Source organism: Legionella hackeliae (genome assembly GCF_000953655.1).
In the GTDB taxonomy this organism is placed as follows: domain Bacteria; phylum Pseudomonadota; class Gammaproteobacteria; order Legionellales; family Legionellaceae; genus Tatlockia; species Tatlockia hackeliae.
Window position 1 is genome coordinate 569,820 of record NZ_LN681225.1, and the last position, 25,092, is coordinate 594,911.

Below are 25,092 nucleotides of genomic sequence, written 5' to 3' on the forward strand. Positions count from 1 at the left end.
ATTGTATATGTTACATTATATAAGTGAGAAGTTTAGCTTGAAGCTGGTATATGCTTAAAATAAGAGATTATTCTTAGATAATATATGCAATCAAAAAAACGTAGCTTGTCCTTGATTACTTACAATATTCATAAGGGCTTTAGCTTAGGTAAAATTCGTTTTCTCTTGCCAGAAATGCGGGAAGCATTATCAGGGCTCAATCCCGATTTTGTCTTTCTACAAGAGGTGCAGGGTGAGCATCGTCGTCGCGAGAAACGTATTGATGCGTGGCCTGATCTACCGCAATTTGAATACATTGCTGAAAAAATATGGCCTCATTACTTGTACGCAAAAAATGCAGTATATACCTCAGGTCATCATGGTAATGCCATTCTAAGTAAATTTGCCTTTGAAGAGTTTGAAAATATCAATTTATCATCAATGAACAGGGCCTCTCGCAGCATTCTTCATGGACAAATAAAGATAGCGGAGGATGCACCGACTATCCATTTACTTTGTGTGCATCTTGGTTTGTTTAAAGCAGAGCGTGCATCTCAATGCAAGGCCCTGATGGAGCGAATTAATGCAGTGGTTCCTGAGAATGAACCGCTATTGATGGCTGGAGATTTTAATGACTGGCGTCATCATCTTTCTAAACCTTTAGAAGAGGAGTTAGGTATACACGAAGCCTTTTTTAGGATGGAAGGGCAGCATGCGCGCTCTTTTCCTGCTATAAAGCCAGCATTTTGCGTGGATAGAATATATTTCAGAGGGATGGAGGTTGCTGATGTGCAATGCCTACGAGGCAAGCCATGGCGTTTATTATCCGATCATGTTCCACTTTTGGCACGGTTTGAATTTTAATTATTCAGGGAAATAGGAGACTATAAGCGCAATAGATTGCTTCGCTATGTTCGTCATGATGATTTGGGACTGATTATTGTCATTACGAGCAACACAAAGCAATCTAAATCACATTTTATTCCATATCGGAATTGTACTCACCAAAACAAGCAGCACTATTTAAACGAGCACGCTTTAGTAACGCTGCTTGGGCTGCATTGATATTTTCTTTCTTTCCGCCCCAAGCTTGTAGGCAATCTTCTTGTAAGGCGCGTCCATAAGAGAAGCTTAAATTCCATGGCTGATAGCCGGTGCTGTTAATCGCATTTAAATTGGCTGTAGCTTGTTCAGGAGATTGACCGCCAGACAGAAAATTAATGGTGGGCACTGCAGCAGGTACATTATTACGAAAGACACTAACCGTGTAATCTGCAACTTCTTCTGGAGTGCTAAATGGTTTTGCTGATTTACCAGAAGTAATCATGCTAGGTTTTAATACGATATTTTCTAATTCAACTTGATGAATAAATAAAGCATGGAAAACCTCATGAAGAACCATTTCACAAGCTTCAGCACAATGCTCAATAGAATGATCGCCATCCATTAATACTTCGGGCTCAACAATAGGGACAATACCTACTTCCTGACAAGTTGCAGCGTAACGAGCAAGCATTTCAGCACCTGCTTTGATAGCTGTTAAGCTGGGAGTGTATTCACTGATAGTGTAAACATTACGCCATTTCGCAAAGCGAGCACCCAATTTTTTAAAATGCTCCAGTCGCTCAGTAAGTCCATCTAATCCCATCGTCACTTTTTCATCATCAGTATTCGATAGTTTGGTTAAACCTTTATCGACTTTAATTCCTGGTACGATACCTTTCGCTGCAAAGAGCTCTGCGATAGGAGTACCTGCCTCGTCTTTTTGTTCGAATGTTTCTTCAAATAAGATAACGCCATTAATGTACTGTTCAAGATCGGGTGTTGTTGCGAGAAGTAAGCGGTAATCTCGACGATTTTCTTCAGTATTTTCAATGCCAATAGAGTCAAAACGTTTGCCAATGGTGCTGTTGCTTTCATCAGCGGCTAAAATCCCTTTACCATCTTGCAGTAAATGCTCCATGGTCGCTGATAATTCATCATAATACATTTATTTATTCTCCTGTTTACGCGGCAAAAGATTATTTGCCTGGTGCTGAAATATATTTTTCTCGAATAATTTGCTGCATACCGAAACCTTTATCTTTCAAATAATTGAAAGAGTCATCGATCATACCGGGATTTCCACATAAATAAACTACATCACCTTCCGGATTTAAAGAAAGATCAGGGAAGGCGTGCTGCACGTAGCCTGGGTACTCATGTTCTTGTAATTTATCTGAAGCTTCTCGACTTAGGTGAGCACGAAAACTAACTTGAGGATATTGATTTGCAAATGCTTGAAACTCATCAAAATAGAGAATTTCTTCATGCCTTTGCACGCCCTGAAGAATGACTACTTTCAGTGAGGGATTTGTTTGTAGGCGACGCTTTAATTCATCTATCATTGCCCGGTAGGGAGTGATACCTGTACTGGTTGCAACCAGAATGTAACGCTCAGGCATGGTATCTTTTAAAATTAAACGACCAAAAGGTCCGCTGATATTAATCGTGTCGCCAGGTTTTAAGTTAAACAATAAATCAGTTCCAGGACCATCCTCGACATAGCCTGCTGCAAATTCAATTCGATTGTCTTGTGACGGTGCATTGGCGATACTGTAACTACGTTTAAAATGTTTACCATCTTTTTCAAAATGAATGGTAATAAATTGCCCAGGGATATAATTAAACGGGGGAGTCTGATCGGCATTAAAAATAAAATGCTTTACTTTAGGCGAAAGCATAAAGGCTTCTTTTAAAGTAATTGGGAAGGTTAGAATCTGCATAATAAATATATAGTAAAGAAAATTGACTAATATTAGGGGAAAAATTATGCATTGCAAGAGCCACGTATGAATTGGTATATAATTAGACTATGAATAGCATCGATTTAGTAACAATGATTGGCAATATAAGCCGATCACTTTTCCCTGTTCAGCATCTTCTTTCGGGGGGTGCATATATTCTGGGAATTGTTTTTTTTATAACTGCTTTAACAAAACTAAAGAAAATCGGTGGTGGTCGCCAATCCAATGAACGTCCATTTGTGCCAGCTGCCTATTTAGTTGGGGCTGCGGTACTGCTTTATTTACCCACTGGTGTTAGTTTAATGGCGAATACCGCATTTGGTACTGGCAATGTGTTACAGTATTCAGATTATAACCCTTATAATATTTACAGTTCGATGATACTTGTCATTCAAACGGCAGGTCTTATCTGGTTTATACGGGGCTGTGTTTTATTGGTGCACGCCAGTGAGCCTGGTGTGCAATGGGGGCCAAAGGGGCTGGTCTTTCTTTGTGCCGGCATATTGGCAATGAACTTTCAGAATACAGCAAGCATGCTGGCTGCTATAGTGAATCAACTGGTCCAGCTTACAATCACTATAAGAAGTTACACCGGTGGTTCAGGGACTGGTTCCTAATGAGAATGCATCTCAAGATTATTCGTTTTCACCACAAATTTTAAGATTATTAGCTTTGGCAAAATCGAGAATGGCCTGGTAAACCTGTGGACTGGATTCTTTCAGTTTGGGGTCCAGTAAAACACATTTATAACCTTCCGTGTTAATACTTGGTTGCAAAAGCGGAGAATAGTGGATTCGTCTGTTTTTAAAGCTTGCCAAGGTCCCGCTCATTCGCTCAGCCCAATCACTAGGACGAAAAGGCTTCCCTTGTTCCGTAACACCTTCAATGACAATTTTTTTGGTCTTGGAATCGGTCATGTCAATCTGCGAAAATTAAGCACTATAAAAACAGTATGCCTAGTATAGCATCATCTTGTAAAAACAACGAGGTAATAGCAAGAATGGCGGGGATTATGATAGGATGTTGGCGGTTGATTTAACTGAGTCGAGACTGTGAACCCAAAAGAAAGTCATTCAGGCATTTATTTATTACCCAATTTGTTTACAACGGCAAGTTTATTCGCTGCCTTTTACTCTATTGTGGCATCGCTTAAAGCGCAATATGAGGCTGCTGTAATTGCTATTTTTATAGGGATGCTTGCTGATGGCCTTGATGGAAGAATTGCACGTTTAACAAATACGCAAACTGCATTTGGGGCCCAATACGATAGCCTGTCAGATATGGTCACCTTCGGTGTCGCACCTGCCTTACTGCTTTATAGTTGGAATTTGCAAAAACTAGGGAAAGTAGGGTGGTTAGTTGCGTTTATGTATACTGCTGCAGTTGCTTTGCGTCTAGCGCGCTTTAATATTCAGGTAGAAACTGCGGATAAACGCTATTTTCAAGGATTAGCCTGCCCTCCCTCGGCTGCTATTGTTTCAGCGCTTGTCTGGTTTTGTTACCAGAACCAACTCACGCATTTCATCATTGCAGTTATTACAGCAGTAATCGCTATTATTGCTGCGATTTTGATGGTTAGTAATGTTCGTTATTACAGCTTCAAAGAAATCGATTTTAAAGGAAAAGTACCGTTTCTATATTTGTTAGTAATGGTTATATTATTTGTAGCGATTGCTGCGAATCCGTCGGTAGTTTTATTTACGGGATTTGTAATTTATGCGTTGTCAGGCCCTATCCAAACATTGATAGCTGTACAGCGAGTGCGTAAGCAGCGTAAACGTGCGACCGAGGATGATAAAAAACAAGTTTAAATTTATTCAGCTTCCCCAAAGCGATTGTTGATTAGATCGGTAATCGCTTTTTCCATTTCTTGTTCATCAGGACCTTCAATTTCCAAGATTAATTCAGAACCTTTATTGGCAGCAAGCATCATGACCCCCATAATGCTTTTTCCATTGATGGTCTTTGAATCTTTGGTAACGTCAATATGACTTTGAAATCGCGATGTGGTAGAAACGAATTTCGCAGAAGCTCGAGCGTGTAAACCTAGTTTATTGATAATGGTAATTTTAGTTTTAATCATACCGTTACAATGTAACACGTGCTGCAATTTTCTACAATGGGTAGTGGATAGGCTAGAGGGAGTGATTATCAACAAAAATAGGTGCCAGGTGGATGCTTACTATAAAAATTAATATGGGCATAAAATTCAGCAAATTTGACGGTGGAATGTTTATTCATTCTTTTTATCCCTTGACAAGTCTTCCATATTTTTTTGACTACAGAACTGACTTGTTTTTTAGTCACTTTTAAAGCAATTGCCCACAGATGAGCAACAAAGGTGTTGCCTCTTGTTTTGCAATCAATATCGAGTAAATAAAGAGCATTTTTAAAAAAAGCCAACTGCTCTTTTTTTAGCAAAGACACTGTTCGACTATTCGATTCAAGCAAATGTTTTCGTTGTAAAATACGGTTAATAAGTAAATGAAATTTTCCAGAATCTCGGCGATGACCACCATAACTTTTAGTGATGGATTTATATCTTACTTTAAGCGAAGAATGTTTAGAAAATTCTTCAATATGATTAAAAATCTTATATAAATCCAGCTTAAGATTAGAGACAATTATCTGTTTAGGATAAATAAGATATTCTAACTGTTGATCAAGTAACATGTATTGAATTAGAGGCGGTTTACGCGGCCCTTGAGTAAGCCATCTTATAGCAGCAATATTGGTCATAACAGTCACTTCTAGTCTGACCCAAAGTTATAATTTTTTGAAAGGTTAAAATAAAAAGAAGTTCACCTCCCCATACAATTCCCTTTGGGTATTTAATCGTTATTATTTATATAGGAATAAATGCCAGGAAGTGCAAATTAGCTTCATGACTGAGTTAAAGCTAGGCTGTTTCAAGAGGGGAGTTAGTAATACTTACCAGTTGATAAAGTTCGTTAGGACACATTGTTTGTCGGCATAAATCCCGAAAGGATGACTGGCTAAATTGTTTAATAATGGCATCAAGTAATTGCAAATGCTGATTGACTTGTTCTTGTGGTACCACAAGTCCTATCACTAAATCCACCGGTTGTTTATCTTCAGCTCCAAAATCAATAGGATTAAGTAGACGAATAACACACGCTTTCGGTGTGTTAATTGCAGCGGAGCGAATATGAGGAATGGTAATTCCCTGGCCAATGGCAGTACTTCCGAGGCATTCTCGTTTCCAGTAAGCATCAAATAACTCTTGTGGATCCAGCTCCGGATAAGTCTGACTCAGTAATTGACTAATTTTTAATAGCACTGCGGTTTTGCTGTGTGAAGTACTATCAATACAAACATCGCTTGGATGAATCACCTGACAAAGTTGCATGATTACAGATTAAAAGAAAAACTAGTTGTATTTTACCTTGTCTTATAGTGAGGACACAACTCCTTAATGCTATCTCAAAAAAAAAGGCAGAGTAAAACTCTGCCATTGGAATACTGAACCCTATTACTCGCGGTGGTCACGAATTTTTTCTTTATGTTTAATCAATTGTCTATCAAGTTTGTCTATTAATGCATCAATAGCTGCATACATATCTTCAGATTCTGCTCGCGCATGTAATTCGCCTTTGACAACTTGAATAGTTGCTTCAGCAATTTGGCTCAATTTTTCAATATCGAAGACTACATGAATTGACGTTATCTTATCAAAATGTCTATCAAGTTTATTAAATTTTTCTACCGTAAAGGTTCTTAAAGCGGGGGTAACCTCCACATTATGACCAGTAAAGCTAATTTGCATAACGTTCTCCTACTATTATTAATACAACTAATTACGAATGGTTTTTCGCTCATTGGAAGGAGCAATCCCCATGGCTTCTCGGTATTTAGCAACTGTTCTACGGGCAACTTGAATACCTTGTTCTCCTATCAATTGGGCGATTTTACTATCACTTAAGGGCTTTTTGCGGTTTTCAGCTGCAATTAACTTTTTAATGACAGCGCGAATAGCAGTGGATGAACACTCCCCTCCTGTAATTGTCCCTACATGACTAGAAAAAAAGTATTTTAATTCAAATACTCCCCGCGGAGTATGCATAAATTTTTGTGTGGTAACACGGGAGATAGTGGATTCATGCATATCTAGAGCGAGAGCTACATCATTTAGGATAAGAGGTTTCATTGCTTCCTCACCATGCTCTAGAAAATCTTGCTGATATTCCACAATGCTTTGTGCCACTTTTAATAAGGTTTCTTGTCGGCTTTGAATACTCTTTAGAAACCAGCGTGCTTCTTGTAAATTATTTTTTAGAAATTGATTATCGGCACTATTATCTGCTCGTTGGATAAGAGAGGCATAATGCGTATTAATACTTAAACGTGGGAGAATATTTTGATTTAAGGCAACCTCCCATACCCCTTCTATTTTTTTGACAATCACATCAGGGATAATGTATTCGGTAGTGCTTTGTTGAATTAAACTACCTGGTTTAGGATTGAGGCGCTGAATAATTTGCAGCACACGATCAAGCGTAGACTCATTAATTTGATAGTTCTTCATGAGTTGGCGGTAATTATGTTGCCCGAGCAATTCAATGTCATCTCGAATAATTTGCTTTGCCAGAATGAGATCACCGTTATGATCAGGTAATTGCTCAAGCTGGATCAAAAGAGTTTCTGCCAAATTAGTAGCGGCACAACCAACAGGATCAAAATGCTGAACACGGTGGCGGACTGCCTCAATCTCCTCTAAATCAAGAGGGTGAGCCTCGCTGTCTAGGCTCATGTGTAACTCCGTGAGCGGCAGAGTTAAAAAGCCATCGTCATCAATCGCATCAATAATGGCTGTGGCAATAACTCGATCGACATCACTCATCGGTGTTAAATCAAGCTGCCAACGCAAATGATCTTGTAAGTTGGTCGTTGTGCAATATAAATTTTCGTAATTAAAATCCAGATCATCAAAATTAGTTCTTTTATTTTGACTGGAGTAAAGTTGAGCCCATTGAAAGTCAGTAAATTCATCTGTATTTTGTTTGTTTTCTATACGGGGCTCATCTTTTTCGTCATTTGGTACTACCTCAAGCATTGGATTTGATTCAACGACTTGCTGTATTTCTTGCTGCAGATCAAGCGTAGATAATTGTAAAAGACGAATAGCCTGCTGAAGTTGAGGTGTAAGTGTTAACTGCTGACTGATATTTAGCTGCAACGATGGTTTCATGCAAATCCTCTTTGTTCTCACCGCTTTTTACTAAGTTTAACTGATCCAAAGGGATTATCCAGTAGCGAATACAGTATTCTTAAGGACTGTTGAGGCTAAAAATGAACTAGAAGTTTTATAATTTTACTAACCGAAAATTTTTTGACGAAAAAAAGGCCTCTTAAGAGGCCCTTCATGTAATTTATTTAACTTTTTTCTCTTTGAAAATAACATGTTTACGAACTACAGGATCATACATGTTTAATTCAAGTTTTTCCGTTACATTACGAGGATTTTTTGTAGTAGTTTTGAAATAACCAGTTCCAGCACTGGACTCCATTTTAACTTTAATAGTAACCGCTGCCATGATGTTTCCTCTTTAATTAAACTTTTTCGCCTTGTGCTCTGAGTTTATCCAGAACCATTTTAATGCCTAATTTATCGATAATTCGCATGCCTTTAGTGCTTACTTTAAGACGAACGAAACGATTTTCTTCTTCAACCCAAAAACGGTGCTCTTTGATGTTAGGTAAAAAACGTCGCTTGGTTTTGTTGTTGGCGTGCGACACATTGTGACCAGTGGTTGGTCGCTTGCCAGTAACCTGACATACTCTTGACATGGTATTACTCCAAAGTGTTCCGATAATTTAATAATTCAGCTTTGTATAAATTCAAGGCATTCGCCAAGCGAATTGGCCGGGTGTAAAATACAAGAGCGGTTTTATAGCAAAAAAAGGCTCATTATGCAATGTTTTACCTTATTTTGCCAGCAATAAATCTTTACTCAAAACGAATTGAAATGACATCCTATGGACATTGACTAAGCAGTCCAAGCCAAGTTTTATCCGATGGGCTTGTTAGAAGCAAAGATAATTTGTTCTTATTTCTAAGAATTTAAAGATTAGCATACCATATGATCACAAAATTGTCAGTAAGAGGTATAATTCACAACATTTTAATAAAGAGTGTTTTTAATGCGAACAATAAAGAGTTTTGTTTTACGAGGCGGGCGCATCAGTAATAGACAGCAACAAGCCCTGGATCTTTGGTTAAAAGATTATGAGCTACCATTAACGGATTCCCCATGGAATTTTGAACAACTGTTTGCTCGGCAAGCAGAAACTATCGTTGAAATCGGTTTTGGTATGGGAGCCTCATTATTAGCGATGGCTGAGCAATTTCCTGAGCGTAATTTCGTGGGTATTGAAGTTCATCAAGCGGGGGTAGGTAGTTTAGCTGCTGATTTGCATGAAAGATCAGTTAATAATGTACGTATTGTTGCTCATGATGCAGTGGAAGTGTTTAAGCATCACATTGCCAAAGAATCGTTAACGGGTGTTCAAATTTTCTTTCCCGATCCCTGGCCTAAGAAGCGTCATCACAAACGACGTTTAATTCAACCGGAGTTTGTAAAATTGCTCACTGAACGAATTAAAACAGGTGGTTTTATTCATTGTGCGACAGACTGGCAAGAGTATGCTGATCATATGCTTGATGTATTGTCTAAAGAATCATCCTTAGAGAATATGCAGCAACAAGGTGGGTTTTCTCCACGACCTGAAACTCGACCTTTAACCAAATTTGAGCAACGTGGTAATAAGCTTGGGCATGGGGTTTGGGATTTGATTTATAAAAAGGGTTAAAAGACAAATAAATTGATCTTCAATTGTCCAATATGTAGAATGGTCTTTCGATAAGAAGAAAAATATTGGGGAATTAAAGACGATGAATTTATTTGATGAAATAAATCAAGCAATTACTGAAGGAATGGAAGCCTTTGTAAAGCTAATTCAAAACAAAGTTCAACAAGACGAAAATTTTCTTCGCAAGGTATTTTTTACTACCACCGGAAAACAACAAACGGTTCTTGAATATTTGATTCAAATGCATTCAGAAGAATGTAATGTAACTAATCAGATTGAATGGCTTTTACAACAAACGATAGACATTAATGCGAATGAGCCCTTACATCTTATTTTTCAATTAAAAAAGCTGGATTTAGTGCCTCTTTTTCTGAAAGAACACTTAGCTGATGATAAAGAGCCTCGACAACGATTAAATTTGAATACAAGGGATATCAAGGGAAAGCAGCTCATTTATAGAATCATTGAAAGTGGAAATATTGATTATTTAGAGTTAGCAATCAAACAGGGTATTAACATTCATTTGCCAAGTCCATCCGAAGTTGGAAGCAGAAGCTGGGAGATACAGCCTGTTCATCAAGCAGTGCTGAGTGGTTTTTCCAACGCTATTCCTCTATTGATTCAGGCAGGCGCTGAACTTTCAAATCCATTTGGCGAATTGATGGAATCGCCTCTTTTACTTGCGGCTCGTCATGGGCAAATCAACGCGATGAAAGAATTACTTGTCCACTATCAAAGTTTGGATTTGAAGAGTAATCAGGAATTTATAAGTGTTGTGGATAAAGATCGTTATAGTGCAATGGATCGTCTCTGTATCCGTGTGCATGATAATAAAAAGCCTAAAGAAGCGCTTCATGGTATTGCCATGTTGCTTTGTCATGGTGCAGAAGTTGCTGCACATCCGTTATTGCGCTCGTTGCTTATGGATAATCGCCACGAATTATTTGCCGCAGTTAAAGAATACACTAAGGAACAGCCAAAACTAGCCGCTACGTTTTTGAGAAAATGTTACAATAAACAAGATCCTCTGCATGATATTATGTTTGCCAAGAATTCCTGGGGGCAAACGTTCCGTCATTTGGTAGGTAAAGCTGACGGTTTAGGACTTGAACTTCCATTTTTAATTCAATCAAGTTCACAGAAGCCTTCTACTGCAAAAGTAGAAGAGAGTGAGCTTGTTGACGAAAAAAACCAAGAGGTACTCACTCAGGAAGAAGCGCTTTTTACAGAATTTATCAAACGATATAAGCAAGTTTTAAAGACCAGCTTTTTTAACCCTTGGAGTGAGATGTTGCATTTAATCGCCAAGGGGGAGGTTACTTGTTGGGAACATGCTAAGGCTTATGCCGAAATGCATCCTGGTTCGCGAACCGCCAGAATTGTGGTTGAGATGACTAAAACAACGCACTCTATTCATGTAAGTTTGGACCAAACTCCATTGTTGCAGTAGATTTGACAAAGCGCATTGAAGTCAATGCGATGGTCTAATGTTTTACTTTGCTTGCTTAAAGCGAGTATACCCCATAGAATTCTAATTTTCTGTAAAAGCGGAGATATAGATGGGTTGGAATGAGCCAGATAAGGGCAAGGATCCATGGAGCGGTAAAAATCAGCCACCGGATTTGGATGAAGCATTGAAGCGTTTTCAAGAAAAACTTAGAAAAACTTTTTTTGGCGGCGGTTCTAACCAACCTGAAGGGGATTCTCCAACGAGCAAAGGTAGTGGCGGGTTGCTCGCTATTATGGCTGCCTTGATTGTTTTTATTTTATGGGCTATAGCGGGTATCTTTATTGTTGATACCGGCGAGCAAGCTGTTATTCTACGTTTTGGCAAATATGTAGAGACAGTAGGGCCAGGTCCCCATTGGATTCCACGTATTATTTCCTCCAAAATTGTACAAAATGTTGATAGGGTATCGGATTATTCCTATTCAGCTCAGATGCTCACCAAGGATGAAAATCTTGTTGCGGTCTCTGTAGTCGTTCAATATCGTATTGGTGATTTGGAAGATTATTTATTTAATGTGGCTGATCCGCAGGAAAGTCTCCAGCAAGCGACATCAAGTGCCTTAAGGCAGGTAGTAGGGACAACAACGTTTGATCAAATTATTACTGAAGGGCGAGAGGCTTGGGGAAACAGTGTCCAAGATACCTTGGTAAAGATTTTGGATAAATATAAAACGGGGATCGTGATTGTAAACGTATCACCACAACCTGCTCGAGCACCGGAAAATGTTCAAGATGCTTTTGATGATGCGATTAAGGCGCGTGAAGATGAAAAGCGGTTTAAAGAGCAGGCTTTGGCTTATCAAGCTAAAGTGGTACCGATTGCAGAAGGAAATTCCAAGCGTATATTTGAAGAGGCTCAAGCCTACGCTCAGCAGGTCATTTTCCGTGCTAAGGGAGAGGTTGCCGAGTTTTTAGCCTTATTGCCTGAATATGTTCAGTCACCTGCTGTAACCTCGGAACGTATGTATTTAGACATGATGCAACAAGTCTTGAGCAAGAGCAGTAAAATTATTGTCGATGGTAAATCAGGAAATCTTCTTTATTTACCTTTAGATAAATTAGCCAATGCGAGTCTTAATCCTGTATTGGATACCATGCCTGCTGATGCAAAGAAAAAGGAAGCAGCAGATGATCAGGCAGACAGTACCATAGTAATTGACCGCAATATTGGTAGACGAACTTATCGGCAAGGGAGAGATGACTAATGAGTGCAGCAAAAACGATACTGGGCATTCTTGCGTTTGCCATCTTATTGGTGATACTTGCGAGTGTCTTTACTATTACTCAAGGACAGCATGGAATATTGCTCCGCTTAGGCCGTTTGGTTATGGATAATCATAGTCAGAATGTTAAAATTCTAGGCCCTGGTTTACATATTAAAACGCCTTTTATTGAAAATGTACGCGTTTTTGATACACGTATTCAGACGTTGGATATTAAATCCTCTCGTATAGTTACTAAAGAAAAGAAAGATGTCATCGTTGACTATTATGTTAAATGGCAAATCGCTGACTTGGCACAATATTATAAGTCAACTGGTGGTAATGAATTTAAGGCTGAAACTTTACTGGAGCAGCAATTAAATACATCATTACGTGCAGAATTTGGTAGACGTACTATTTCTGATGTGTCTGGTGGACGAGAAGATCTGACTGAGAAACTACGTTCTAAAGCAGAACAGCAAGCTAGCCAATTGGGTATCAAAATTGTTGACGTTCGCATTAAGGGCATCGAATTGCCGGAAAATACAAGTAATAATATTTTCCAATTAATGAGAGCCAATATGCAAAAAATTGCTAATAGTCATCGTGCAGATGGTAATGCCATTGCTGAGGCTATCAAAGCTGCAGCGGATGCGCAGGTAACCGTCTTACTGGCTCAGGCACAAAGTGAGGGGCAAAAAATTAAAGCTCGAGGTCAAGCTGAAGCTGCTCGGATTTATGCAGAAGCATTTAACAAAAATCCTGAGTTCTTTGCGTTTTATCGTAGTCTGAAAGCCTATAAAGGCAGCTTTAACAATAAGCGAGATATTCTTATTCTTGACCAAAGCAGTGCTTTTTTTGACTACTTTAAGAGTGCAGGACGAAAAGGTGATGGTACTAACTTAAAAAACTGATATAATCGCTAATTTTGCCGAAATTGGGTTAAGCATGCTTAACCCTTTTTTGTTGGAGGTTGTTTGTGATCATTAATTTCCTCTCTGCGTTTGCACTTATGCTAGTGTTTGAGGGGTTAATGCCATTTACTTCACCCGTGAAATGGAAGGAATTATTGCGCAAAATTATTGGACAGGATGAAAAAGTATTGCGTATCACCGGGTTGTTTAGCATGCTGGTAGGAGTTGTTCTCCTCACCATTGTTCATCAATTTGCAGAGTAAAGAGTCCATTATGGGTAAAAATGTTGTAATCATCGGAACACAATGGGGTGATGAGGGTAAGGGTAAAATTGTTGATTTACTTACTCACGATGCCCAGGTTGTTGTTCGCTATCAGGGAGGCCATAATGCTGGTCATACCCTTAAAATTAAAGGCGAAAAGACCGTATTGCGTTTAATTCCTTCAGGAATGTTGCGCCCTCATGTCCAATGTTATATTGGTAACGGGGTTGTGCTCTCACCGCAAGCGTTGCTGGATGAAATTAAAGAATTGGAAAGCAAAGGTGTTGACGTACGTAGCCGGTTACATATTAGCCAGGCCTGTCCTTTGATTTTGCCTTATCACATCGCATTGGATAAAGCCCGTGAAAGCCAAAAAGGGATTGCTGCTATTGGAACAACTGGTCGCGGAATTGGCCCGGCTTATGAAGATAAAATTGCCAGGAGAGCGCTTAAGGTTAAAGATTTGTTACACCATGAGCGTTTTACAGCCAAGCTTACTGAATTGCTGCAATATCATAATTTTGTATTAAAAAACTATTATAATCAACCTGAGGTTGAATTAGCGCCGCTACTGGAAGAAGCCAAAGTCTGGGCTAATGAGTTAAAAGACATGATTTGCGATGTAACAACTTGTTTGCACGAACATCGCGAAAAGGGTGATGCTATTTTATTTGAAGGTGCTCAGGGGGTTTATCTTGATATCGATCATGGAACCTATCCTTTTGTGACCTCATCAAATACTTGTGTAGGTAGTGTGGTCAATGGCGCAGGCTTTGGGCCCCGTTATTTAGATTATGTTCTCGGTATTACTAAAGCTTATACAACACGAGTTGGTGGTGGTCCTTTTCCAACTGAGTTACATGATGATATTGGCAAAGGATTAGCATCGCGAGGTAATGAGTTTGGCGCTGTCACTGGTCGCCCACGCCGTTGTGGCTGGTTTGACGCAGTACTCTTACGACGTTCCATTGAATTAAATAGTATTACTGGTCTATGCATGACCAAGTTAGATGTGTTAGATGGTCTTGAAACCGTAAAAATTGCCATAGCTTATCGTGATGTTACTGGACAACTATTGTCTCGTCCTCCTCAAGCTGCTGAAGATTTTGAAGGTTTAGAACCTATTTATGAAGAAATGCCTGGATGGTCAGAATCAACAGCAGACGTTACGGATATAAAAAAGCTTCCTGCGAATGCGATTGCCTACATTAAACGTATCGAGGAATTGCTCCAGGTTCCTGTTGATATGCTTTCAACAGGTCCAGAAAGAGATTCTACGATTATTTTACGCGATCCTTTTGGCGTTTAATCATTTCTCTATAATCTACTGGTAGCAGGTTGTTGGACAACTAACAACCTGCTTATAATTACAATCTAAACTATAGCTTTAATTTGCATCAATTTGACCATAGCAAAAGGGTCCTATATAGCGGCTAGGATAATAGAGTCGGATAAGGAGGCAAGGATGTTTTCTTCTTTCTGGGGTTGGGTGAGAGCAAATCAACCTGTAAGCACAACGGGTGCTATAAGCCATACCTATTACTGGCTTACCAGCTTAATGTCTGGTGATATTGTTTATCGCAATCCAAATTTTAAAACGCCTGAAACAAGTGATCCTTCTTTGCGAAAAGGTGTAGCAATCTATTGCGTACATGGCACTGGTGATCAGCCTGGTGCTTTTGTAAGAATCATTGAGCGCTTAATAAAAAAAGGCCTTCCCGATCATATTTCTTCAATTCATTCAGTTGGTTTCGAGCATCGATATCAAGGTAAGGGAATTAAATTTTTTGCAAAAGAGTTGATAGAAAAGATAAAAACGAATGGACATGAACATGTAATTTTGATTGGGCATTCTAGAGGAGGCCTGGTTATTTCCCAGGCAGCAGAATTTCTTGCTGAGGAGTCAGGAATACATGTTCACTCCTTATTTCCTATCTGTGCTCCTTATAAAGGTTCAGCTTGGGCGATGAAGCCATTAACTTTAGTGTCTACTTCGGTTGCTCAAATGGAACCCGAGGCTGCTATATTGCATAAACTCAACGAAGCAATCAGCAATAGTACAAAAGAATACAATTTTATTGGTGTGGATAATGATGGCTTGGTTACAACGGATTCGAGTTATGTGGATAATTATGTCAAAAAAAACCCTGGCGCCTCGAAAATATTTGATCGTCACGGACATTTGTCGGTGATGTCTTCCTGGCGTTTAGTGGATCATATTTATCAAGGAATTCTGGCCGTTGGAAGACGTCTTTTTCCTGATATGGCAAAAGAGAAAAATGTGAGGGAGGAAGCGACGCAGGGTGAATTATTTCCGGACGATGAGTTCTACAAAATAGAACCAAATAGTTAGATCCGCTGGTAAGTTACAAATTCCCTATCAGGTAATTCGAACAAAAATATGCGCCGTTTTTCTGGATGCCTCGGACAAGCCGAGGCAGGTAGGGAGAGAGATACCTTATCTCCCGTAATTTATCTATTTACCTCGGCTTGTCCTAGGTATCCAGAGAATGTATGCAAATTTCCTGTAAGAGGTGATCTAGTCACTTAGCGTATCTAATTTCAAACTGATTTAATTTATCTTCCAATTGCCATTGTAATTTTGCTTTCTCACTGGTTTTAATAAATGCCAGACAGCTCGTACTATGCAGGTTTTGGCATGCTTTAACAGGCTTTGCCTTTGCTGGATCAAGCCAGAGGCTTTTGCCAGATAAGAAACTATAGCTGAGAGCATTCCGGTTAATTTGTTTTAGCGTGGGATAATCAAGCTTATGTTCTAATACGGCCTTCACATATTCTCGCGTTAGATCAGTGCGTAGTATACCTTCGTCATCGGTTGATAGAACAACAGGGACATTATTAGCCAAATAATAACGCAGAGGATGTTTTTTTCCATGAATATTAAGAATTTTATGATTACTGGTTAAATTAATTTCAACAGCAATCTGTCGTTTGGCCATTTGCTGTAAAAGCTGTTGTGCATTATCTTCATAAGCAACAGCGGTTCCATGACCAATTCTCTGTGCATGAGCAATGTTAATTGCTTCGTTCATATGAAAATTTAACGAGGATGGAGCAACAGCTTCAGGTTCTAACTCACCTGCGTGTAAACTTAGGTGAACATTGGGATAAGCCTGGTGCAAGAACGCAAAGATTTCCATTTGCTTATGGTAATCGTGTAAAGAAATCAAACCATCTTCAGGTTGAACTAAATTAATTGCAATGAGCTCTTGAGATTGGGACGCTGCCGCAAAGCCATTCAATGCCTGAGCGAAAACTTTTTCTAAAGGTTGTTCACGTAAAACAATGTACTGAAATTTTACGGTTAACTGGCAGACTTGCTGCTCTGGTTTTTTATCGCAGCTTAAAAGTTGTCTGGCTTTTTTAAGAAGATTCGTTGTCTCATTCACCGTCTCATGAATGTTATTCTGAAAATCTGCATTAGCCAGTAATTGTTCTTTGGCGTGAGTGGGGGATGTGGCTAGAAGATTAGACGTACCAAAGCCTATGGAGTTCATATTATCAGGTGCAATCATCACTTCCATATATTGTTCTTGCTGATTTGCAGCGCGCTGCATCACTTCAGCTAAAAGCTCAGGACTGTGATTCACAACTATCGGAAGAAATTTGAAAAAGCTATTAAAAAAATGATCATGCCCTGACTCTTGAAGGGGATGAAAATTTTTCATGGACCACGCTTCAATAGTTTTTTCATAAAAATCAGGTTGAGTCATCACTTGTTGAATAAGAACCCCGCGGCAATCTTCAACAATTTTGGTGAGGTTATACGTATTTTTATTCAGACAGTAATTTTCTTTGGCAACTACGGACAACATAGCTTCAGGGTATGCACCTCCGGCGAGATGGTAATGTAATTCACCACCCTTGGGCATTGATTTCAAAAAAGCAAACAAGGCATTCGGATTTTTTTTAATGGTATTGAAGTAATTGTCTATATTGGCAAGAGCAGGGGTTTGGTAACAGGCTACTAGACCAAGAAGTAAAATTCTGAAAAAACGCATAACTTGATGAAGGAAAACTATTAGGGATGAATTATCTCATAAAATGACAAAAAAATCTCAACTTAGTTAGTCACGCTGTGCAAATAATAGTCATGAAGCGGGAGTGTTTTATAGCAATTAAGCGGAGGAGAAAAAACCACAGGCACACAGCCTGTGGCGAATTTGATTAACGTTTGGCAACTGCTAAGCCTTTCAAGATAGTTAAAGCGGCATACAACTGATAATCTTCATGAAGAAGTGTGGCATCATCTTTAGAAGCAGTTGGATTTTTAGGCTCAACGCCTTCATTTTTATTAAGAAGATGACCGCTCAAATCAGCCTCACTGAAGCCTGCGAATGCATCGGTTTTGTTATCAGATTTAGGCACAGAGATTTCTTCAACCACGATATCAGGTGTTATACCTTTTGCCTGAATTGAAGTACCAGAAGGCGTATAGTATAAGGCAGTTGTAAGTTTTATACCTCGTTTTTCATCGAGAGGTAATACAGTCTGAACCGAGCCTTTACCAAAGCTTTGAGTACCAAGGATAATTGCGCGTTTATTGTCTTTAAGTGCGCCAGCTACAATTTCTGAAGCTGAAGCTGAGCCATTATTGATTAAGACAACAAGAGGTGCATTATCCAGTATATCCCCAGGATTTGCCAACGCAGTAAATTTTGAACCGGGTAATCGTCCTTGAGTGTAAACAATTAGTTCTGGTTTGCCATTCTTCCCTGGATCAAGGAAGGCATCGGAAACTTGAATTGCTGAATCTAGCAAGCCACCAGGGTTGTTGCGTAAATCAAGGATCAGTCCTTTTAATGGGCCACCTGCTTCCTGTTTGAGTTGAGCAATTGCTTTTTCCATGTCCTCACCTGTCATGGCTTGGAACTGAGTTAAACGGACATAGCCATAACCATCATCCAGCAATTTACTTTTAACACTTTTGATTAGAATTTTTTCACGGATGAGAGAAAAAACAAGTGGCTTACTTTCCCCTTTACGTAAAATTGTTAAATCAAGAGTAGTACCTTCTTTTCCACGCATTAAGTCTACGGCTTCTTTCAAGCTAATACCCTGGACAGAGCGATTTCCCAATTTGATAATATAGTCTCCGGCTTTAATTCCTGCTTTAAATGCTGGGGTATCAACTAACGGGGTCACTACTTTAACCACGCCGTCTTCCATGGTTACTTCGATACCCAAACCACCAAATTCGCCACTAGTTGATGTTTGCAATTCTTTAAACGCATCTTCATCTAAGTAGGTAGAGTGTGGGTCTAAGCCGTTTAGCATGCCTCGAATGGCATTATCAAATAATTCTTTATCATCCACTGGCTTAACGTAATATTTTTTAATCTGACCAATGGCATTGGAGAAACGTTGTACGTCTTCCATCGGAATTTTTTTTGTAGTAGTGGTATCCTCCGAAGTGCTGCTGCTTGTATCCGCTGCAGCTGTGAAGGCTGGCGCAGGTAAAATAAAAGCGGTTGTGATCAAAGCGACTACTGCTTTATAAAAAAACCGTTTGTTGTGCATACTGTTCTCCTTGGTAGTTTGGCGCGCAACAAGCGGCCAGCTCCGGGTATAAGTATATATAGCAATATAAATGCCAAGGCCAATTTAGAGCCTGGTAATAAATTCTATTATCCTGTGTCCTTGTTGATATTAACGGGGGCATTTTGGTCTTGGCAGATTTAAATGCACATTCCAAACTAGTCCTACAAATTTGACTCAGCCTATAGAACCTATTAGATAATCTCTAGGACAACCATTCAAGCGGAGGTACCGCTTTACCACGATGTCTCACTTCGAAGTATAGTCCGTTTTGTTTAAGTCCGCCGCTATGGCCCACTGCTGCAATAGATTCTCCTTGTAAGACATTGCTACCTTTTGATTTAAATAGCGATTGATTGTGAGCATATAACGTCATAAATCCTTGACCGTGGTCAATGATTAGCAATAAGCCATATCCATTTAACCAATCACTGAAAACAATTTTTCCTGGATAAACGGCAGTTACTGCTGTTCCTTCCGCGGCAAAAAATGTCACGCCTTGATTCATTTTTTGAAAACCACTACGATTGCCAGCGACAGGTCTTGGCAATTTGTGGCGCATTTGCGTAAAGGGTTTGTTTGATTGCATGATGCTCTGCACAGCGAGTGTTTTTAACAAACGAGTAAGGTTGTCTTTATTGTGCTCGTATTCCTCCAATGTATGTTGTTTTGTTTGAATTTCATTATTAAGTGATTGAATAACAGCTGTGTGATAACGCTTATTCCTCTCAAGTTTTTGCTGATGACTATTAAGTTCTTTTTGTAACTGTTCTTGTTCGCTAAGTTCTATTCTTAGGGAGTTTTGATTAAGAGTGATGTCGCGTTTAGTTGTATCAATTTGATCAATAATGTCTTGACGAGAACGGATTAAATATTGGTAAAAAGTTAGCAAACGGCTGATGGCATAAGGCTCATCTTGATTGATTATCCATTTAAGTGGTTCATACTGCCCCATTTTGTAGCGTGTACGTACATGAGTGGCAAGTAATTGCTGCTGTGCAATCAATTGCTTGTTTAATTCATTCAGATTTTGTTGTAAGGCAACAATCTTATGCTGTTTAGAAGTCATATCACTTTGAATCGTACGTAATTGTCGTATTCCTTCCCCGATTTGTTTTTCCGTGCCTGCAAGTTCGAGATTAAGTACGCCGCGTCTATCAGTGGCAGTGGCCAATGTTTGTTTTAATTTATCAATTTGAGCATCTAATTTTTTTAACCTGCTTTTTGTTTGTACAATGGTGGCGCTTTCCGACCAAGAAAATGTCATGGGGAAAATGAAGGTAATAACAAAAACAAAATTGCACAGTGCTGAGGTTCTAAGCTGTAAAATCATTCATTCTCCACTAACAAAGCTTCCCCAGTCATTTCTCTGGGTCTTTCAAGGTTTAACAGGGTTAACATTGTAGGGGCAATATCAATTAAACTGCCCTGCATTTGTTTAAAATGCCATTTTTCACCAATAAAAAGAAGAGGGACAGGCTGGCAAGTATGTGCTGTATGAGCTTGATGGGTTGTTTCATCAAACATTGCTTCGGCGTTTCCATGATCGGCCGTAATTAGTAAAGCGCCACCCTTATTAAGGACTGCCTGGCCAACCTCATGTAGACATCGATCTAAACATTCAATCGCTTTCACAGTAGCGTTGAAGTCGCCGGTATGTCCCACCATATCAGCATTGGCATAATTGCAGATAATGACATCATAAGCTTCGCTGCGAATAGCGTCTACTAAAACTCGTGTGAGCTCAGGAGCACTCATTTCCGGTAATAAGTCATAAGTAGCGACTTGAGGAGAAGATATTAAAATTCTATCCTCATTGGCAAAAACTTGTTCTGAACCACCATTAAAGAAAAAAGTCACATGCGCATATTTTTCTGTCTCAGCAATTCGTAATTGGCTTAATCCTGCATCAGCAACAATCTCCCCCAATGTGTTGCGTAATATCATAGGAGGGAAGGCGCATTCAGTGACTAAATTCTTTGCATATCGAGTCATGGTAATAAAATGTGCTAAATCTGGCTGTTTCGAGCGTACGAATCCATCAAAAGATTCATTGATGAAAGCTTGAGTCAACTGTCGAGTTCTATCCGCGCGAAAATTAAAAAAGAATACAGAATCACCGTCTTCCATGCGGCAATTGTCGCCGATAATAGTAGGCGGAATAAATTCATCGAATTTTTTTTCGGCATAAAAATGTTGAATCGCAGATTCAGCTGTTGCAAATTGAAAGTTACTTTGACCTTCTGTGAGCAAACGATATACCATAGCAGTTCTCTCCCATCGTTGGTCACGGTCCATGGCAAAGTACCTGCCTGCGATAGAACCTATTCTGGCGACTGGATATTTCTTTAAATGCTGGTTGAGTCGCTCAAAACTATGTAATGCACTTTGTGGAGGGGTATCTCGGCCGTCGAGAAAGAGATGCAAACAGACATTGCTAAAATTATGCTCATGACATAACGCTAAAAAAGCAAATAAATGATCCTCATGGCTATGTACTCCGCCTGGAGAGAGTAAACCCATGACGTGTAAACGTTTCCCTTGCTGCTGTATATCTTGAAGACTAGTTAGAAATACTTCATTGAGAGCGAAGTCACCATTCGCGATAGCACCATTAATGCGGGTAAAATCCTGAGGAATAATGCGACCTGCGCCAATATGCATATGGCCAACTTCAGAGTTTCCCATCTGCTCATCAGGTAAGCCAACCTGGTGACCTGAAGCATTGAGTAGCATATGAGGATAGGAGGACCACCAAGCATCCCATTGAGGGGTATCCGCTGAGGCTATTGCATTATGTGCAAGCTCTTCACGATATCCCCAGCCGTCTAAAACAATTAGGACGAGTGGTGCATTTGTTTGCATTGCAAATTCTCGCATCGATATAAAAGGACGATTATATACTTCTTTTTAATTCTAGACAGAGCCTTCTTGGGTGATTAGCGAAATTTACTTATCTTAATTGCAAGCATGTATCTCATTTGAAGATCTCTTAGTACTTTAACTGGATACAATTCCATGATTGTAAACGATAATTCAGTGTTGACTTAATTGGTTTTATCGCAGCACTTAATATTTTGTGCTAAAGCGGTTAGACTATCAGCCATTTTGAATGTCGGGTGAATGGGTTGAATGAGATAATACCTCAACATGTTGCCATTATCATGGATGGCAACGGACGTTGGGCGCAAAATCGTGGATTATTAAGGGTAGAAGGACATCGTGCAGGTGTTGACGCTGTAAAAACAGTCATCCGTTGTTGTTTACAAGCTCAAATTCCTGTCTTAAGTTTATTTGCTTTTAGTAGTGAAAACTGGGCCAGGCCAGAAAACGAAGTAGAGTTTCTTATGAAGCTTTTCATTGAAGCACTGGGACATGAGGTAGAGGAACTTCATCAGCACGGTATTTGTTTGCGCTTTACGGGTGACAGGGCCGGATTATCAAAAGAATTGCAAAAGCAAATGCAGGCCGCAGAGGAACTTACTGCAGCTAATAAACGTTTAGTTTTAAATGTAGTGGTCAACTATGGGGGCAAATGGGATATTGTACAGGCCACAAAAAACATTGCAGCAAGAGTTGCTGCGGGTGAACTAGCGATTGAAACTATTAATGAAGAATTATTAAATGAAGCACTTAGTTGTCATGGCTTACCCGATCCTGATTTATTCATACGTACAAGTGGTGAGCAGAGAATAAGTAATTTCTTTTTATGGCAGTTGGCTTATACTGAACTCTATTTCACCGATATTCACTGGCCAGATTTTACGGCAGAAGAATTTAAAAAAGCATTAACCAGTTTTAGTCAACGTGAGCGCCGTTACGGGAAAACCTCACAGCAAATTCATAAGGCAGAACATGTTTAAACAGCGGCTTATAACCACTTTAGTTTTAGTGCCTTTAGTTCTTATTGCTCTTTATTATGCCACGGATTGGATGTTTGCTGGCTTAATAGCCTTATTGCTATTGGGATGTACTATAGAATGGTTGCAACTCATACCTCTTAGACAGTTAGCTCTCAAATGTCTCTTTGTCGCTGTGGTATTGGCATTAGCCTGGCTTTGTCAGTATTGGTTTGACGGCTTTCTAGTACTTGGATTTGTTTTGTGGCTAGGCATTTTAGTGGCAGTAATATATTTTCCTGCATCTCAATCTACCTGGGGCTATCCTTGGGTTGTAAACCTTGCTGGTTTGTTAGTATTACCTTTATTTGCCCAAAGCATGATAAAAATCCATGCAGAAGAGCAGGGTAAGGCATTCATATTATATCTCCTGGTTTTAATTTGGGCTGCTGACATCGGTGCTTACTTAACAGGGAAGAAATTCGGGCGTCATAAATTGATTCCGGCGGTAAGTCCTGGCAAGACGATAGAAGGCTCCCTCGGAGGTTTCATTTTATCTCTATTGATTGCTGTAGCTGGGTATTTTTATTTTCAACCACAAACACCATTGATATGGTTTTGTATCGCGGCGGCTACCGCATTAATTTCTATCTTGGGTGATTTATTTATTAGCATTCTTAAAAGAAGAGCTAAACTAAAAGATACTGGCCATTTGTTACCTGGTCATGGGGGCGTCCTCGACCGCTTGGACAGCTTAATTGCAGCGTCACCCTTATTTTATTGGGGGTTACGTTTATTAACACCTGGACTGTAGTATGGTTGCCACATTATTTTACTTTTTTCTAGCCTTGTTAGTGTTAATCACCGTGCACGAATACGGCCATTTTATCGTTGCGCGTCTTTGTGGTGTGAAAGTTTTACGCTTCTCATTTGGTTTTGGTAAAGTCCTGGCTCGTTGGCATGATAAAAAAGGTACAGAATACGCTTGGTCACTGTTTCCTCTGGGTGGATATGTAAAAATGCTGGATGAAGCAGAGGGAGATGTGCCTGAGAATGAGAAGCATCTTGCATTTAATAATAAATCAGTTTGGGCACGCATTGCGATTGTCGTCGCTGGGCCTTTATTTAATTTTATTCTGGCATTTTTTGCTTTGTGGCTCGTTTTAGTGATTGGTATTCAATCGTTAGCGCCAATGATTGATAAAGTAGAGCCCAACAGTATTGCATCGCAAGCAGGTCTTAAGGCCAAGCAGGAAATCTTGACGTTAAATGATAAGAAAATCGATAGCTGGCGTGATTTTCAATTTGCTTTAATGCCTCTGCTTGGTAGTGATGATACAATTCATCTTACGGTCAAATCATTGGCGGATGGTAAACGAAGTTCTTTATCGTTGCCGCTTAAGCAGTGGAAAATTGATGCAAACAATCCCGATCCTTTGGGTAGTTTGGGAATAAGCCCTTTTATCCCCAGCATCCCTCCCATAATTGGTGAAGTGGTAAGCGATTCACCGGCAGGTAAAGTCGGTTTGCAAAAAGGCGATGTTATTCAACAAATGAATGGCAAACCTTTGAATGATTGGCTGGACATGGTGAGTTATGTAAGGGCGCATCCCGATACGATGTTGACGCTATCTGTGCTTAGAGAGGGAAAAATCCATCATTTCCCTGTTCGGATAGGGGCAAAAACAGAGAACAATGGAAAAGAAGGCTTTTTAGGAATCCGCTCTGAAAAAGTGGATTGGCCTGCGCAATGGTTACGCGTGCAACGTCAAGGTCCAATAGACGCTTTAAGTACTGCTTTTGCGCAAACTGTCGAACTGACAGGCGCAACGTTCTCACTGATTGGCCGTTTTGCTACAGGCAAATTAGGTCTTAAAAGTATCAGTGGACCTGTAGGGATAGCTCAAGGAGCAGGCGAATCTGCTCGTAGTGGTTTAGCATATTACTTATCATTTTTAGCATTAGTGAGTATCAGTTTAGGTGTTTTAAATTTATTGCCTATACCGATGCTGGATGGAGGGCATTTATTATATTGTTTGGTTGAGATTATTCGTGGGCAGCCACTCTCAGAAGAAGTAAGATCCTTTGGTATTTATTTAGGTCTGGTATTCTTAGTCGCCTTAACAATTTTGGCGCTAAGTAATGACGTGTCAAGATTGATTAGTTAAAGTGAATAGCGTTTTGATTTTATTTAAATTGTTTTAAAAATC

27 protein-coding genes are annotated in these 25,092 nt (G+C 39.5%); 13 read left to right on the plus strand and 14 right to left on the minus strand.

Going from position 1 to position 25,092, the window contains the following annotated elements:
* Positions 1–84: 84 nt before the first annotated feature.
* Positions 85–843, plus strand: a complete 759-nt coding sequence (locus LHA_RS02660) for an endonuclease/exonuclease/phosphatase family protein (protein ID WP_045105162.1) — start codon at positions 85–87, stop codon at positions 841–843.
* Positions 844–958: 115 nt separating this feature from the next.
* Here the strand turns inward: LHA_RS02660 and LHA_RS02665 are convergent, their stop codons facing one another.
* The gene (locus LHA_RS02665) at positions 959–1,969 is read right to left on the minus strand and encodes a class I fructose-bisphosphate aldolase (protein ID WP_045105163.1); all 1,011 of its coding nucleotides are present in this window, start codon (positions 1,967–1,969) and stop codon (positions 959–961) included.
* Between the two features lie 31 nt (positions 1,970–2,000).
* Positions 2,001–2,744, minus strand: a complete 744-nt coding sequence (locus tag LHA_RS02670; protein ID WP_045105164.1) for a ferredoxin--NADP reductase — start codon at positions 2,742–2,744, stop codon at positions 2,001–2,003.
* Positions 2,745–2,833: 89 nt separating this feature from the next.
* On the opposite strand from LHA_RS02670, the gene LHA_RS02675 reads away from it, so the two are divergent.
* Positions 2,834–3,382 (plus strand): hypothetical protein, encoded by a 549-nt coding sequence (locus tag LHA_RS02675; RefSeq protein ID WP_045105165.1) that lies wholly within the window; start codon positions 2,834–2,836, stop codon positions 3,380–3,382.
* Between the two features lie 18 nt (positions 3,383–3,400).
* Here the strand turns inward: LHA_RS02675 and LHA_RS02680 are convergent, their stop codons facing one another.
* Positions 3,401–3,682, minus strand: coding sequence for a DUF3579 domain-containing protein (locus LHA_RS02680; RefSeq protein WP_045105166.1), 282 nt, complete (start codon positions 3,680–3,682; stop codon positions 3,401–3,403).
* Positions 3,683–3,817: 135 nt separating this feature from the next.
* Between LHA_RS02680 and pssA the strand changes: the two genes are divergently transcribed.
* Positions 3,818–4,576 (plus strand): CDP-diacylglycerol--serine O-phosphatidyltransferase, encoded by a 759-nt coding sequence (gene pssA / locus LHA_RS02685; RefSeq protein WP_045105167.1) that lies wholly within the window; start codon positions 3,818–3,820, stop codon positions 4,574–4,576.
* Positions 4,577–4,578: 2 nt separating this feature from the next.
* On the opposite strand, the gene LHA_RS02690 is transcribed toward pssA, so the two are convergent.
* The 7 genes from LHA_RS02690 to rpmB all read right to left on the minus strand — a co-directional run bounded on the left by LHA_RS02690 (position 4,579) and on the right by rpmB (position 8,573).
* Positions 4,579–4,848: an HPr family phosphocarrier protein gene (locus LHA_RS02690; RefSeq protein ID WP_045105168.1), complete on the minus strand. Its 270-nt coding sequence runs from the start codon at positions 4,846–4,848 to the stop codon at positions 4,579–4,581.
* A 68-nt stretch (positions 4,849–4,916) separates the two neighbouring features.
* Complete coding sequence (locus tag LHA_RS02695; protein ID WP_231861965.1) at positions 4,917–5,504, minus strand: hypothetical protein; 588 nt, start codon at positions 5,502–5,504, stop codon at positions 4,917–4,919.
* A 160-nt stretch (positions 5,505–5,664) separates the two neighbouring features.
* Positions 5,665–6,135, minus strand: a complete 471-nt coding sequence (locus LHA_RS02700) for a PTS sugar transporter subunit IIA (RefSeq protein WP_045105169.1) — start codon at positions 6,133–6,135, stop codon at positions 5,665–5,667.
* A gap of 123 nt (positions 6,136–6,258) precedes the next feature.
* On the minus strand, positions 6,259–6,552 hold the full coding sequence (gene hpf / locus LHA_RS02705) for a ribosome hibernation-promoting factor, HPF/YfiA family (RefSeq protein WP_045105170.1): 294 nt from the start codon (positions 6,550–6,552) through the stop codon (positions 6,259–6,261).
* A 27-nt stretch (positions 6,553–6,579) separates the two neighbouring features.
* Positions 6,580–7,974 carry an RNA polymerase factor sigma-54 gene (locus LHA_RS02710; protein ID WP_045105171.1) on the minus strand — a complete coding sequence of 465 codons (1,395 nt, stop codon included), beginning with the start codon at positions 7,972–7,974 and terminating at the stop codon, positions 6,580–6,582.
* Positions 7,975–8,155: 181 nt separating this feature from the next.
* Positions 8,156–8,320: a 50S ribosomal protein L33 gene (gene rpmG, locus LHA_RS02715; protein WP_045105172.1), complete on the minus strand. Its 165-nt coding sequence runs from the start codon at positions 8,318–8,320 to the stop codon at positions 8,156–8,158.
* 16 nt (positions 8,321–8,336) lie between these two features.
* Positions 8,337–8,573 (minus strand): 50S ribosomal protein L28, encoded by a 237-nt coding sequence (gene rpmB, locus LHA_RS02720; RefSeq protein ID WP_045105173.1) that lies wholly within the window; start codon positions 8,571–8,573, stop codon positions 8,337–8,339.
* A 354-nt stretch (positions 8,574–8,927) separates the two neighbouring features.
* On the opposite strand from rpmB, the gene trmB reads away from it, so the two are divergent.
* The 7 genes from trmB to LHA_RS02755 all read left to right on the plus strand — a co-directional run bounded on the left by trmB (position 8,928) and on the right by LHA_RS02755 (position 15,837).
* Entirely contained in the window at positions 8,928–9,596 is a 669-nt protein-coding gene (gene trmB, locus LHA_RS02725; protein ID WP_045105174.1) for a tRNA (guanosine(46)-N7)-methyltransferase TrmB, read from the plus strand.
* An 82-nt stretch (positions 9,597–9,678) separates the two neighbouring features.
* Positions 9,679–11,046: a Dot/Icm T4SS effector AnkC/LegA12 gene (gene ankC / locus LHA_RS02730; protein WP_045105175.1), complete on the plus strand. Its 1,368-nt coding sequence runs from the start codon at positions 9,679–9,681 to the stop codon at positions 11,044–11,046.
* A gap of 109 nt (positions 11,047–11,155) precedes the next feature.
* On the plus strand, positions 11,156–12,310 hold the full coding sequence (gene hflK / locus LHA_RS02735) for an FtsH protease activity modulator HflK (protein WP_045105176.1): 1,155 nt from the start codon (positions 11,156–11,158) through the stop codon (positions 12,308–12,310).
* Positions 12,310–13,221: a protease modulator HflC gene (gene hflC, locus LHA_RS02740; RefSeq protein ID WP_045105177.1), complete on the plus strand. Its 912-nt coding sequence runs from the start codon at positions 12,310–12,312 to the stop codon at positions 13,219–13,221. The genes hflK and hflC overlap by 1 nt, the downstream gene beginning before the upstream one ends.
* Positions 13,222–13,286: 65 nt before the next feature.
* A complete protein-coding gene (locus tag LHA_RS02745) occupies positions 13,287–13,484 on the plus strand; it encodes a DUF2065 domain-containing protein (protein WP_045105178.1) in 198 nt (65 codons plus the stop codon).
* 10 nt (positions 13,485–13,494) lie between these two features.
* Positions 13,495–14,793, plus strand: coding sequence for an adenylosuccinate synthase (locus LHA_RS02750; protein ID WP_045105179.1), 1,299 nt, complete (start codon positions 13,495–13,497; stop codon positions 14,791–14,793).
* Between the two features lie 156 nt (positions 14,794–14,949).
* Positions 14,950–15,837 (plus strand): alpha/beta hydrolase, encoded by an 888-nt coding sequence (locus LHA_RS02755; protein ID WP_052673563.1) that lies wholly within the window; start codon positions 14,950–14,952, stop codon positions 15,835–15,837.
* Between the two features lie 190 nt (positions 15,838–16,027).
* Here the strand turns inward: LHA_RS02755 and LHA_RS02760 are convergent, their stop codons facing one another.
* From LHA_RS02760 to gpmI, 4 genes are all read right to left on the minus strand, one after another.
* On the minus strand, positions 16,028–17,506 hold the full coding sequence (locus LHA_RS02760; RefSeq protein ID WP_045105180.1) for an adenosine deaminase family protein: 1,479 nt from the start codon (positions 17,504–17,506) through the stop codon (positions 16,028–16,030).
* Positions 17,507–17,672: 166 nt separating this feature from the next.
* Entirely contained in the window at positions 17,673–19,025 is a 1,353-nt protein-coding gene (locus LHA_RS02765) for a S41 family peptidase (protein WP_045105181.1), read from the minus strand.
* A 223-nt stretch (positions 19,026–19,248) separates the two neighbouring features.
* The gene (locus LHA_RS02770) at positions 19,249–20,310 is read right to left on the minus strand and encodes a murein hydrolase activator EnvC family protein (RefSeq protein WP_052673751.1); all 1,062 of its coding nucleotides are present in this window, start codon (positions 20,308–20,310) and stop codon (positions 19,249–19,251) included.
* Positions 20,311–20,372: 62 nt separating this feature from the next.
* On the minus strand, positions 20,373–21,908 hold the full coding sequence (gene gpmI / locus LHA_RS02775; protein WP_045107360.1) for a 2,3-bisphosphoglycerate-independent phosphoglycerate mutase: 1,536 nt from the start codon (positions 21,906–21,908) through the stop codon (positions 20,373–20,375).
* A 263-nt stretch (positions 21,909–22,171) separates the two neighbouring features.
* Between gpmI and LHA_RS02780 the strand changes: the two genes are divergently transcribed.
* From LHA_RS02780 to rseP, 3 genes are read left to right on the plus strand one after another with little or no spacing between them, the layout of a single operon-like run.
* On the plus strand, positions 22,172–22,906 hold the full coding sequence (locus LHA_RS02780) for an isoprenyl transferase (RefSeq protein WP_045107361.1): 735 nt from the start codon (positions 22,172–22,174) through the stop codon (positions 22,904–22,906).
* Positions 22,899–23,696, plus strand: coding sequence for a phosphatidate cytidylyltransferase (locus tag LHA_RS02785; protein ID WP_045105182.1), 798 nt, complete (start codon positions 22,899–22,901; stop codon positions 23,694–23,696). Before LHA_RS02780 ends, LHA_RS02785 begins: the two co-directional genes overlap by 8 nt.
* Before the next feature lies 1 nt (position 23,697).
* Positions 23,698–25,050, plus strand: coding sequence for an RIP metalloprotease RseP (gene rseP, locus LHA_RS02790; RefSeq protein WP_045105183.1), 1,353 nt, complete (start codon positions 23,698–23,700; stop codon positions 25,048–25,050).
* Positions 25,051–25,092 lie beyond the last annotated feature (42 nt).

What these genes read in the sequence shown, in the direction of transcription:
- trmB (WP_045105174.1), top strand. Translation starts at nt 8,928, where the DNA reads ATGCGAACAATAAAGAGTTTTGTTTTACGAGGCGGGCGCATCAGTAAT.
- rpmB (WP_045105173.1), bottom strand. Translation starts at nt 8,573, where the DNA reads ATGTCAAGAGTATGTCAGGTTACTGGCAAGCGACCAACCACTGGTCAC.
- LHA_RS02765 (WP_045105181.1), bottom strand. Translation starts at nt 19,025, where the DNA reads ATGCACAACAAACGGTTTTTTTATAAAGCAGTAGTCGCTTTGATCACA.
- LHA_RS02665 (WP_045105163.1), bottom strand. Translation starts at nt 1,969, where the DNA reads ATGTATTATGATGAATTATCAGCGACCATGGAGCATTTACTGCAAGAT.
- rseP (WP_045105183.1), top strand. Translation starts at nt 23,698, where the DNA reads ATGGTTGCCACATTATTTTACTTTTTTCTAGCCTTGTTAGTGTTAATC.
- LHA_RS02785 (WP_045105182.1), top strand. Translation starts at nt 22,899, where the DNA reads ATGTTTAAACAGCGGCTTATAACCACTTTAGTTTTAGTGCCTTTAGTT.
- hflC (WP_045105177.1), top strand. Translation starts at nt 12,310, where the DNA reads ATGAGTGCAGCAAAAACGATACTGGGCATTCTTGCGTTTGCCATCTTA.
- LHA_RS02660 (WP_045105162.1), top strand. Translation starts at nt 85, where the DNA reads ATGCAATCAAAAAAACGTAGCTTGTCCTTGATTACTTACAATATTCAT.
- LHA_RS02770 (WP_052673751.1), bottom strand. Translation starts at nt 20,310, where the DNA reads ATGACATTTTCTTGGTCGGAAAGCGCCACCATTGTACAAACAAAAAGC.
- LHA_RS02690 (WP_045105168.1), bottom strand. Translation starts at nt 4,848, where the DNA reads ATGATTAAAACTAAAATTACCATTATCAATAAACTAGGTTTACACGCT.
- ankC (WP_045105175.1), top strand. Translation starts at nt 9,679, where the DNA reads ATGAATTTATTTGATGAAATAAATCAAGCAATTACTGAAGGAATGGAA.
- LHA_RS02710 (WP_045105171.1), bottom strand. Translation starts at nt 7,974, where the DNA reads ATGAAACCATCGTTGCAGCTAAATATCAGTCAGCAGTTAACACTTACA.
- LHA_RS02760 (WP_045105180.1), bottom strand. Translation starts at nt 17,506, where the DNA reads ATGCGTTTTTTCAGAATTTTACTTCTTGGTCTAGTAGCCTGTTACCAA.
- rpmG (WP_045105172.1), bottom strand. Translation starts at nt 8,320, where the DNA reads ATGGCAGCGGTTACTATTAAAGTTAAAATGGAGTCCAGTGCTGGAACT.
- gpmI (WP_045107360.1), bottom strand. Translation starts at nt 21,908, where the DNA reads ATGCAAACAAATGCACCACTCGTCCTAATTGTTTTAGACGGCTGGGGA.
- hpf (WP_045105170.1), bottom strand. Translation starts at nt 6,552, where the DNA reads ATGCAAATTAGCTTTACTGGTCATAATGTGGAGGTTACCCCCGCTTTA.
- LHA_RS02695 (WP_231861965.1), bottom strand. Translation starts at nt 5,504, where the DNA reads ATGACCAATATTGCTGCTATAAGATGGCTTACTCAAGGGCCGCGTAAA.
- hflK (WP_045105176.1), top strand. Translation starts at nt 11,156, where the DNA reads ATGGGTTGGAATGAGCCAGATAAGGGCAAGGATCCATGGAGCGGTAAA.
- LHA_RS02675 (WP_045105165.1), top strand. Translation starts at nt 2,834, where the DNA reads ATGAATAGCATCGATTTAGTAACAATGATTGGCAATATAAGCCGATCA.
- LHA_RS02750 (WP_045105179.1), top strand. Translation starts at nt 13,495, where the DNA reads ATGGGTAAAAATGTTGTAATCATCGGAACACAATGGGGTGATGAGGGT.
- LHA_RS02700 (WP_045105169.1), bottom strand. Translation starts at nt 6,135, where the DNA reads ATGCAACTTTGTCAGGTGATTCATCCAAGCGATGTTTGTATTGATAGT.
- LHA_RS02680 (WP_045105166.1), bottom strand. Translation starts at nt 3,682, where the DNA reads ATGACCGATTCCAAGACCAAAAAAATTGTCATTGAAGGTGTTACGGAA.
- LHA_RS02670 (WP_045105164.1), bottom strand. Translation starts at nt 2,744, where the DNA reads ATGCAGATTCTAACCTTCCCAATTACTTTAAAAGAAGCCTTTATGCTT.
- LHA_RS02755 (WP_052673563.1), top strand. Translation starts at nt 14,950, where the DNA reads ATGTTTTCTTCTTTCTGGGGTTGGGTGAGAGCAAATCAACCTGTAAGC.